This window comes from Rahnella perminowiae, from assembly GCF_019049755.1.
GTDB classification, from domain to species: Bacteria; Pseudomonadota; Gammaproteobacteria; order Enterobacterales; family Enterobacteriaceae; genus Rahnella; species Rahnella perminowiae.
This window is the reverse complement of record NZ_JAFMOS010000463.1, coordinates 1-10,569: the sequence shown is the minus strand read 5'-3', so window position 1 is coordinate 10,569 and position 10,569 is coordinate 1. Positions and strand designations below refer to the sequence as shown.

Sequence of the window (10,569 nt, the reverse complement as noted above, 5' to 3'; positions counted from 1 at the left end):
GCGCTCAAGCCTCCGTCGACAATAATGCTTTGTCCGGTAATATAACTGCTGGCATCACTTAACAAAAAATCAGCAACCTGGGCAATTTCGTCCGGTTTCCCTAATCGCCGGACCGGAATAACGGAACGTATCTTCTTATATTCTTCCGTACTGAGAGCTGACGACATTTCCGTTTCAATGACACCGGGTAAAAGGCTGTTTACTCTGATGCCAAAACGGGCAACCTCCAGTGCCAGAGAACGTGTCACACCCGTCATTGCCGCCTTTGTGGCACTGTAGGCTACCTGCCCGATGTTTCCTTTCACTGCGGAAACTGATGACATCAGGATCAGGCTTCCTTCACCACGCGCAAGCATTCCCGGTAACAGATGCTGGTTCCAGTGAAACAGAGCATTAAGATTGGTATTTATTATCTCATGCCAGTCGGCAGAAGCCTGCTTAATATGTAAAGCGTCACATGTGATCCCCGCATTATGGATAATACCGAAAGGCGCACCCCGTACCGATACTAATAATTCAGCAAGCTGCGCGACCTGCTCTTCATCGCCTCCGTCGCAACGATAACCTTTGACATTACCATAAGCCTGAGCACAGGATGATTCAACGAAAGCGGCCTGGCTGGCATGATTCTTCCAGGTAAATATTACGTCATAGGTTTTCGCCAGATGAATAACCAGGGCTTTGCCGATCCCCCGACTCCCGCCGGTAACCAGTACCCATTTGCGGGTATTCATCATTTGCGTAACTCTTCCAAAGCCTGGCACATTTCACCCAATGTAATATCAGGGTGTTGAATAAACATATCGGCACTCAGCGAAATATCAAACTCGCGTTTTACCAGCACCATCAGTTCTACATAATCCAGACTGTCAAGTTTCAGGCTTTTAACCGGCAGGTCTTCATTTAAGGAATCTGGTTCGAGATCTTTTGCATCACATAACATTTCGCAGACAATGGCATAGATTTCATTTTTCGTCATTTCACTCATTTTTATATTCCCTTAATCTCAATGTGTTTGAACTGGCCAGGTTTTTAGCGTTATGGCAGTCATAATGGAAGGATGCGCGTCATACCCTCCCTGAATGGTCATACGGATAACAAAACCCTGCTCTGAATCTCCGATAACCATCGCAGGCAACAGGCCGTAATAGAAAGGTTTGTTAAAAGCTTCCTGATGCCGGGAAACCATATGCTGGCGGCTGAAATGCACATCATGGTGTGTTTGTACTACAGGGATCTGCTTAAAAACGTCTGCCAGCGACAAAGCAGAAAGATGCGGTATCGATTCCCGGACGCACTCAAGCGTTTCCGGCATATTCACGATCTGCGCAAACAGCACCCCATCCAGCAATTCCCACGACATGACATCCGGTTTGTCTGACGGATAGGCTTCACTTAATGCCGCCAGCTGCGCCCCCGTCAGCATGTGATCCAACGTGGCACATGCCGCCGGGAAAGCAGATTTTCCGGTCAGCTTACTGCTGAAACAGCACGTCCCCGAGACCGGTTCGGTAAGGAGACTGCTGACGCCGGAGCCGGCCAGAATTAAGGTGGATACCAGCTGATAGGGAGTCTGGCATTTCACCGCCTGCCGCAAACGGGCATTAAACTGATAGAACTCAGACTTCGCGGCCATAACGTTATGGCTCAGATGATTTTTCATATCCAGCAGTGCGCGCATGCCATGCACTGTCAGCGTCTCCAGCCCCATAGCTCTGGCCTGCTGTAAGTCAAAATGAATCGGATTGTAGTCCCCTGAAAATTTTGCCCATGCCTCGGCATCCCGGACATCGTAGGAAAACATCATAATGCCCCCTTGCTGATGACTAATGCAGCATTGGCCCCGCCGAAACCAAAACTCAGGTTAAGGGTATGCTTAAGGGATGCAGGGCGATGCCCCTCGCTGATGAAATCCAGATCACAGGCGGGATCAGGTTGTTTTAAATGGTGTGTTGCGGGCATGATTTGATGATGCAGAGCCTGCAAGCAGATGATGCTTTCAAAGCTGCCGGCAGCGGCAATAAGGTGCCCGCTGTATCCCTTGGTGCTGGAAACCGGAACGCTATACGCCTTTTCGCCCAGCGCAAGCTTGATGGACTCCGTTTCATTGCGGTCATTAAGCTGTGTGGAGGTACCATGCGCGTTGATATAATCAATTTCACCCGCGCTCAGACCTGCCTGGCTCAGCGCAGTACGGATCGTTTTAACCCGCGCAAGTTTGTCCCCGGCAGGCACGGTAAAATCCACCGCATCAGAAAAATTGCCGTAGCCGGTGATTTCACCCAACAGGGTTGCACCACGCGCCAGCGCAATCTCGCGGTCCTCCAGACATAAAACAGCAGCACCTTCAGACAGCACAAATCCGTTTCGCTCAAGGCTGAAAGGGCAACTGGCTTTAGTAATATCCTGTTCTTCACGGGTTAATGCGCTCAGCACATCAATATTCCAGACTGCAGTATCAGTACGCAGTGATTCTGCACCACCCGCCAGCATCATGGTTGCCCGGCCGTGACGGATAGCATCGAACGCATCGCCGATCGCGATGGTCCCCGTAGCGCAGGCAGCAGCGGGCGTATTCTGATAGCCGCGCAACGCCCAAAGCTGGCTGCAGGCTGCCGTCGCAATACTGGGCATTGAGTAAAAACACCCGAAGGTTGAGCCCAGGCCGCTTGACCGATATTTATCGTGGTTACAGACCGTTTCATCCAGCCCGCCCCAGCCGGTGCCAATAATGGCGCCGCGATCAAGTTCGGCATGGTATTGCGCCGGCGATGTATTGCCGAAAGCCATTTCCATGGCTTCCCGTGCCGCAATCAACGCTAAGTGGGCAAATCGCGGTAACCGGCGTCGGATCCCTGCAGGCAGGAACTTAAGATAAAGTTCATCGTCTATCAGGCCAAAAAATCGGGATTTAATGCCACCGGCGCGTCGGTCCATATACCGGTATCCTGTCTGATACGCCATGATGGCGTCCCAGCTTTGATGCGCATTACCTCCCAATGGCGTGATGGCCCCGTATCCGGTCACGACGACCCTTTTTAAAGAATGTGAGTTATCCATTACTGTTCTTCCCTGGAACGTTGTTAACGTCTGTCATGACCATGAGTGTCTCGGGGATCACTTCTCCGCCGAGCGCCAGCCATAACTGCAATGTCGCATTGAGATAGTAAGACTGGGCATCTGCCAGCTGATTTTCAGCACCCAGCAGGCTGCTTTGTGCATCAAGCCAGGTTTGTACAGAGACCGCTCCGGCCAGATACTGACTTTTGGCCAGCCCGAGTCGTTGCTGACTCAATGCCAGAGACCTCAGAAGATCTTCACGCTGAGCCAGATACGTCGCCCTCTGCGACAATGCTTTTTCGACATCGGCTAAAGCGCTGTAGACCTTATTTCTGAAATTTGCGGCGGCTTGTTTTACATCCAGCCCGGAGCGTTCCACCGTCAGCTGAACCGTATTCCATTGCACAAAGGGCAATGTCAGGCTGCTGCTGAGTGTCCGCACAGGATTAGAAAACCACTCGCTGAATACCGCATTTCCCGCTCCCAGCGTCGCCCCTAATGACAAAGAAGGATAAAAATTCAGCTTTGCTACCTCGTTCGCCGCAAGCGATGCGCGCAGTTGCCATTCGGCAGATTGCACATCTGGCCGGCGGCTAATCACTGAGAGAGGGAGATCAGGCTCCAGAGCAATATTCTGGCGGGGATCGAGAGAGGCTTTCTCCGGTGCACGCACTGACGGGGATCGACCGAAAAGGATAGCCAGTGCGTTACGCGCGTCTTCTCTTTGCTGTTCCAGATCCCGCAAGCTATTGTTCTGATCAAGCACAGACTGGCGGGCCTGAAGGACATCCAGCTGACTGATGGCACCCGCGTCATAACCCGAGCGTGTAATCCGTTCGGTTTCCGTCGCGAGGCGGATGCTTTGGCCGGTATTGTCGATTTTTTGATTGAGTGCGGCGATTTGCCAGTAAAGCTCCCCGGTCGTCCCGATAAGCATCAGTGCCGTATTCTGCCGGTCAAGAGCGGTGGCGTTTATCTGCCATTGAGCCTGTTCACGCGTTCGTGCCAGTTTGCCCCAGAGATCCAGCTCATAACTCATCGAGACAGAGGCATTGTAATTTTCGGCGGAGGCAGTGTTGCGCCGGGTGTTTTTGCTGTTGCTGGCCTCACCGCCAACACTGACATCCGGTGTCAGGTTGGTATCAGTCAATCCGGCATCCAGCACCGCCTGACGGAGCCGGTAACCTGCAATGGCCAGATCGTCGTTATGGCTCAGTACATCGGTGATCATTTGCGAAAACTGCGGGTCGTTGAAAATACGCCACCACTGCGGCGTATTCCTGAGCCAGGCAGAACCCGTTTGCTTGTTTTGCCAATCCTGCGGCAGATTGAGGCCGGGCTGCTGATAAGGCGTTTTTACTAAAGAACCGCATCCGGCCAGACACAGAGCCAATGTCACGGTAAGGATAATTTTCATTCTCTGGCCAGTGCCTCCGTCGGTTTCATCCGGGCGGCGAAACGTGCCGGGAAATACCCAAACCCCAGGCCGATGAGGGCAGAGAAACCACACGAATAAAGTATCGGCAGCGGCGTAAAGACCATCTCAAACTGTGTGGTCAGCAGGGAGAAGAACGTCCCCGCAACAAAAGTCACCACGACCCCAATTGCGCAGCCAAAAAGGCAGACCACCATCGACTCAATCAAAAACTGACGCATGATGTCTGCGGCGCGTGCTCCAACAGCCAGCCGGATGCCAATTTCGTGGGTACGTTCAGCGACCGAAACCAGCATGATATTCATGACGCCCACACCGCCAACTATCAGGGAAATACCCGCAATCGCGGCAATCAGTAACGTCAAAGAGTCGGAGGTTTTTTGGATGGTTTCCAACATCATACTGTCGGTTTCAATGAAGAAATCACGCCGTCCGTGGGCTTTATCCAGGACATACTCAATATGCCGCTGCGCTTCTTTCAGTGACATCCCTTTGGCGACCTGTACCTCAATGGCCGCGACAGGCATGCTGCCGGTTAAGCGTTCCTGCAAGGCGGTATAAGCCATCCACGCATTCAGCCCACCCCCCGCTATCTTTAAGCCTTTAGATGCCGTAATACCGACAAGACGGAAGGGTACATTGTTGAAATAGAGGCTCTTCCCGGTTGGATTTTTATCATTGTGAAATAGGGTGTTCGCCGTGGCTGCATCCACCAGCAATACGGGCTCGCGGGTCTCCACATCGTGTTCATTGAATTTTCGCCCGGCTTCAAGAGACAGATCGCGCACCGCAAAGTATCGGGCGTTAACCCCGGTGATATTGATAAACATCTGCCGTCCTTCAACCTGAGCTTCCATGATACGGTTGAAGACAGGAGAAATATTGGCCACATAAGGCAGTTCAGACAGCAGGCGAACATCTTCATCAGAGAGGGCATTGCCAAAGTCAGGACGGGGGTTATCCCAGCCCAGCCCGGGATGAATCGAGAGCGTACTGGTACCCAGCGCGCTGATATCGCGGATTATTTTTTGTTTCGCGCCTTCGCCAACCGCCATTGAGGTAATCACCGAGGCCACGCCAATGATGATCCCCAGCATGGAGAGCAATGCCCTGATACGATGCCCGTTCAGCGCCCGCCAGGCCATTTTTACCGCATCATGGAAGCTTTCCCGCCACGAAGATCGCCCGGTATTCGCTGCCGGAAGCAACACCACCGGACCGCTGGCCGGCTGAACATGACGATTAGGCAAGTCAGCGGTGATCTTACCGTCACTGATTTCAATGATCCGCTCAGCCTGCGAAGCCACATCACGATCGTGTGTCACCAGAATAATGGTATGCCCAGACTGATGAAGGCCGTGAAGGATCGCCATCATTTCCTGACCACTCTGCGCATCCAGAGCCCCGGTCGGTTCATCTGCCAGAATAACCGAGGCACCGTTCATCAGGGCGCGGGCAATACTGACCCGCTGCTGCTGTCCTCCTGAGAGCTGGGATGGCTTATGGCTCATCCTGTCTTCCAATCCCAGATGTGCCAACAGATAGGCGGCACGCTGACGCTGAACGTTTTCCCGCATGGCGGTGTACTGCGCCGGTACAGCAACATTTTCCGCAGCGGTCAGATAAGGCATCAGGTGATAGCGTTGGAAAATAAAGCCAATATGGCTGCTTCGCAGCGCGGCAAGGTGTTCATGAGAAGCCCGGGTGGTATCAATGCCTGCGATGCAGATCTCGCCACTGTCAGGGATATCCAGTCCGCCTAACAGGTTCATCAGGGTGGATTTTCCTGAACCAGAAGGACCAACGATAGCAATCATTTCCCCTTGCCGGACCGACAGCGTTACACCGTCCAGAACCCTGACTTGCTCTTCCCCAGAACGGAAAATACGGGAGACATTCTGTAATGAAATCAGGGGATCATTGGCTGGCATCGGCGTCTCCCTGATAGGGCAGCGCACTGAGCACCTGATCCCCCTGCGCAAGACCCGATTTCACCTCAGCGTAATGGTTATCTCTGATCCCAAGCTCAAGCAGGCGATCGGTAATTTTTCCGTTCTCCCATACCTGTACCTGATAACGCCCTTGTGCATCGCGGTCGCCCACAACAGATAACGGGATGCGTAAGACGTTTTTGGCCTGGTCAACAATGATGAAAACCTCTGCGGTCATTGACGTTTTCAGCCGGCGCTGATCATTAGCAATATTAAATTCACCATTGTAATAAACCGCAGCAGATTGCTTGGGGATGCCGGAATTGTCGTTGGACTCGCGGAGAGCTTCGTCAGGGGCATCCTGGATAATTCCCATGATGCTTTCATAGCGGCGGTGAGGATCTGCCATGACGTAAAACCACAAAGGTTGCCCGGGATGCGTTTTTAGAATATCGGTTTCAGAAATGCGGGTCTGAACGCGCATGACGCTCATATCGGCAAGCACCATAAGGGTCGGTGCCGTTTGGGAGGACACAATGGTTTGGCCTTCCTGGATAATAATGCCCAACACCTCGCCATCAATAGGGGCAAGAATGCGGGTATATCCCAGATTAGCTCGGGCGGTTTCAACGGAAATCTCCGCCTGCACTAAACGCGATTTATCCATCTGTAGCTGTTCAGACTGCATGTCATAGTCTGCTTGGGCAGATTCAAGATCGCTTGGTATGCCAGCGCCATCCAGAGCCATTTTCTTCTGGCGCTTTAACGTTAATGCATATTGACGGAGCAGAACCTTTGAGGCTTGCACCTGGGCCCGGTTGCTGTTCAGTTCAGCTTCCGCGTTACGTAATTCATTCTTTTGGATAACCGGATCAATTTCCGCCAGAAGCTGCCCTTTATCAACTTTATCACCTTGTTTTACATATAATTTCTTCAACTGCCCATTAACCTGAGCACCAACACTGATTTTTTTCAGCGGCTGAAGTACGCCTGTAGTCATGACCGTGGTTTGTATATCCCCGCGTCCGATCACCTCAAAATTATCCCGGGCTTCTGCCTGGTTTGCCTGATAACTCATCACCGCGACGGCCACCATAATCAGCATCCCCAGCATCAGACTCACGCAAATAATCAGCAAACGGCGACGGGAAGATTTCATGCCACACACTCCTGCATCACCATGCCGTCATGAGGCTGTAATTGTCCCTGCACGATCATGTAAACATCATCGAACTGGCTGAGAATAGGTTTGCTGTGCGTGACGACAATCAGGGTTTTGCCCTGCTCATGGCAATGCGCAACGACTGACATCATGACCTGCAATGCCGTCTCGTCGTCCAGATTGGCCGTCGGTTCATCAAGCACTAATACCGGCCGGTCGCAATACATCGCTCTGGCAAGTAAGAGTCGCTGACGTTGTCCCAGAGAAAGGCCGGTATGGCTTTCACGGATCCGGGCATGAACGCCTCCCGGAAGTTGCGCCACAACCTCCGCAAGGTTTAATCCGGTGAGTAATGCATGGATACGCGGTTCCTGACTATCATCATAACGAGGGTCAAATAAGGTTATATTTTCAAGCACACTGGCATTAAAAAGAATATCGTCCTGACTTTGCAGAAAACATAAGCTGCTGATCTGATGCGACGTCATGAGGTTCCCATCGAGGAAAATCTGGCCTTCATCCGGTAAAAGCAATCCGGCAATAATTTTGATGAGCGTACTTTTTCCTGCCCCTGATTCCCCGACAATCGCCAGCTTCGCACCATATTTCACCGACAGAGACATTTTATGCAGGGTAGGTTTCGCACTGTCATAACGGAAGGCGATATCCTCGAATCGCAGATTGCGGCTGAAGGAAAGCGGTTCAGAAACGCCTGCTGTTAATCCAGGCTCTTTCTGCGCGGCCGCGGGAAAGAGATCCGCTGCCCGCTGATCAATAACGTGCAGTTGGTTTTTCTGCAAAATCGCAAAGAAAATCCGGGTGATATACGAGGAGAAGATCTGCCGGATAAAGCTGTAGGCGAAAAAGCTCCCCAATGACAGCGCCCCCGCTTTCAGTAATGGCAGCGCCAGAAACATGAAGAGCACCATTTCAAGACTGCCGACTAACTGGTAAATGCTGTTTTTTATCTGCTCATAGATTTGTTTTCTTTGCATGCAGGTAAATAGCGCCAGTGTATAACGCGCAAACATCCCCTTGCGTTGTTCACTTAAACCGGCGGATTTTATGGTGGTAAACCCGTTAATGGATTCAAGGATGTATTCGTTTTGTTCGGCAATACGTTCCTGCATTTGCTGGGCGTAGAAACGATCGCGATAGATAGCCCAGACACTCACCATCCCCAGCAGGGTGACACCCGCCAGAGAAACCAGCGCCAGAGAAAAACTCATGTATGCCATGACGATGAAAGCCAGCAGGCCAATGATCCAGTCGGTACGCAGACCATTATCCAGCTCGATTTTTTGCATCGCCGCGGTTTCCCAGGCAGAAAAACGGCTGAAGATTTCGCCTGGTGCACGACGTTCAAAAAAGCGCAGTGAATTGCTCAAAAGTCGCGAAAAGCCCGCCGTGCTGTTGAGCACCACAAATCGTTTTATGCACCTTTCCGTCACCGCGCGCACCCAGAGGGCCAGCGCAGTCGAAATCACAAACGCCAGTAAAAAAAGAAAATAAGGAAAATCAACTTTTCCGGCAGCCGATAATACCTCGTTAATTGCCTGCCCAACCATTGCTGGCATAATGAATAAGGTCAGGGAGACAAGAAAGGCCAGACTCATGAGAAAGTAGATGCCTGACACTTGCGCAGTTTGTTTCAGGCTCAGACAGGAAAGAAAAGATTGTTTTTCCCCTGATGATTTTACCGTTTTTTTTTCTTCCGACCCGATATCAGGATCGACGACAAGCGCATATCCGCTTATTTCTTTTTTAAGCGCATCGAAAGTCAGAAATTGCTGACCAATGGCGGGGTTCATTATACAAACCCGCCTTCCTTTCCGGTAAGCCAGCAAAACATAATGGCCGGCACCATAATGAAGAATGGCAGGCAACGGTAAATCCTGAATTTCGTCGGATGAAAATAAAACCGGATAAACCGAAATACCCTGTTCTGACAGAATATCTCCCAGTGTACTGAGCGAGGTTCCGTGAACCGAAATAGGATAGGCATCACGCAATTGAGCAAGCGTAATATTTATACCTTGCGTTTCGGCCAACATAGCAACACAAGCTAGCCCGCACTCGTTAATTTCGCTTTGTGCAACCATCCCTGGAATAATACAACTCATGATTATATCTTCTGATTCTTATTCATTGATAAAGTAAAGTGAGTGAAGATGCCATAACAGCCAGTCCTGCGGCTTTGACCTGATTGATCGTTCAATAATCTCGGGCATCATCTCTTCAACACTTTCCGCACCAACAGCAGGATATATATGAATTTTTACCCCATGGTCATAATAAAGATAATAAAACACCACTTCTGCCGAGAGCATCTTTGCTAACCGGACTATCCCATTATGTAATCTGGCCGGGCGGCCAAATAACCGGCAGGTCAACTTTGATGAGGTTGCACTATGAGTGCCCAAAGTATAATCAGGGGTGATATCAGGAAATATAATGATGTTACTTTTATTCTCAGCGGCATCCATACAGGCAGAAATCATATTTTTTGCCACGCCCTGACGTTGTTCGTGGATGGAACAATACGTCAGATTTACACCGCCTCTCATTCTGTCCTGCTCTTTATATTGCTCTGCATTGGCAGAAACAATCACGGTGCCTTTGCCTGGATAGGTTTTACTGGCAACAATACCTGCCAGGATATCCGAAACCATATGCAGCGGCGCAAGGATGACGGGTTTCCTGCTCTGATGCAGCGGTTTAACGAATTGATCTAACTGATATGCACAATTTTCCAGCTGGCTGACGACACGCTGATTTTTGCCATAAGTTGCCGCGTAATCCAGGGCTTTCCGGCGTTGCGCAATCCAGGTGAAATCGACGATGCCGGTGTCGTTTAACAAACACCGTTTATTTTCATTGGCGACCAGCGTCAGTGCTTTTTGATGTTTCCCTATACATCGCAGAAAACGCATCACATGCAACATTCCAAAAATAATTTCTAATGGCAATAACTTATAAAG

General features: G+C 50.8%; 9 protein-coding genes. All 9 read right to left on the bottom strand.

Going from position 1 to position 10,569, the window contains the following annotated elements; translation table 11 throughout:
* Positions 1 to 734 (bottom strand): SDR family oxidoreductase (locus tag J1785_RS08280; protein ID WP_217219206.1); only part of this gene is annotated, 734 nt, incomplete at its 3' end.
* Positions 734 to 988 (bottom strand): acyl carrier protein, encoded by a 255-nt coding sequence (locus J1785_RS08275; protein ID WP_377425767.1) that lies wholly within the window; start codon positions 986 to 988, stop codon positions 734 to 736. The genes J1785_RS08280 and J1785_RS08275, both read right to left, overlap by 1 nt.
* Positions 989 to 1,006: 18 nt before the next feature.
* Positions 1,007 to 1,807, bottom strand: coding sequence for a MaoC/PaaZ C-terminal domain-containing protein (locus tag J1785_RS08270; protein ID WP_217219205.1), 801 nt, complete (start codon positions 1,805 to 1,807; stop codon positions 1,007 to 1,009).
* Positions 1,804 to 3,060 carry a beta-ketoacyl-[acyl-carrier-protein] synthase family protein gene (locus J1785_RS08265; RefSeq protein ID WP_217219204.1) on the bottom strand — a complete coding sequence of 419 codons (1,257 nt, stop codon included), beginning with the start codon at positions 3,058 to 3,060 and terminating at the stop codon, positions 1,804 to 1,806. The genes J1785_RS08270 and J1785_RS08265 overlap by 4 nt, the downstream gene beginning before the upstream one ends.
* Positions 3,053 to 4,477, bottom strand: coding sequence for an efflux transporter outer membrane subunit (locus tag J1785_RS08260; protein ID WP_217219203.1), 1,425 nt, complete (start codon positions 4,475 to 4,477; stop codon positions 3,053 to 3,055). Before J1785_RS08260 ends, J1785_RS08265 begins: the two co-directional genes overlap by 8 nt.
* The gene (locus tag J1785_RS08255) at positions 4,474 to 6,426 is read right to left on the bottom strand and encodes an ABC transporter permease (protein WP_217219202.1); all 1,953 of its coding nucleotides are present in this window, start codon (positions 6,424 to 6,426) and stop codon (positions 4,474 to 4,476) included. Before J1785_RS08255 ends, J1785_RS08260 begins: the two co-directional genes overlap by 4 nt.
* On the bottom strand, positions 6,413 to 7,585 hold the full coding sequence (locus tag J1785_RS08250) for an efflux RND transporter periplasmic adaptor subunit (protein ID WP_217138520.1): 1,173 nt from the start codon (positions 7,583 to 7,585) through the stop codon (positions 6,413 to 6,415). The genes J1785_RS08255 and J1785_RS08250 overlap by 14 nt, the downstream gene beginning before the upstream one ends.
* On the bottom strand, positions 7,582 to 9,711 hold the full coding sequence (locus tag J1785_RS08245; protein ID WP_217219201.1) for a peptidase domain-containing ABC transporter: 2,130 nt from the start codon (positions 9,709 to 9,711) through the stop codon (positions 7,582 to 7,584). The genes J1785_RS08250 and J1785_RS08245 overlap by 4 nt, the downstream gene beginning before the upstream one ends.
* Before the next feature lie 18 nt (positions 9,712 to 9,729).
* A partial coding sequence (locus J1785_RS08240) for an LpxL/LpxP family acyltransferase (RefSeq protein ID WP_217219200.1) occupies positions 9,730 to 10,569 on the bottom strand: 840 nt, incomplete at its 5' end.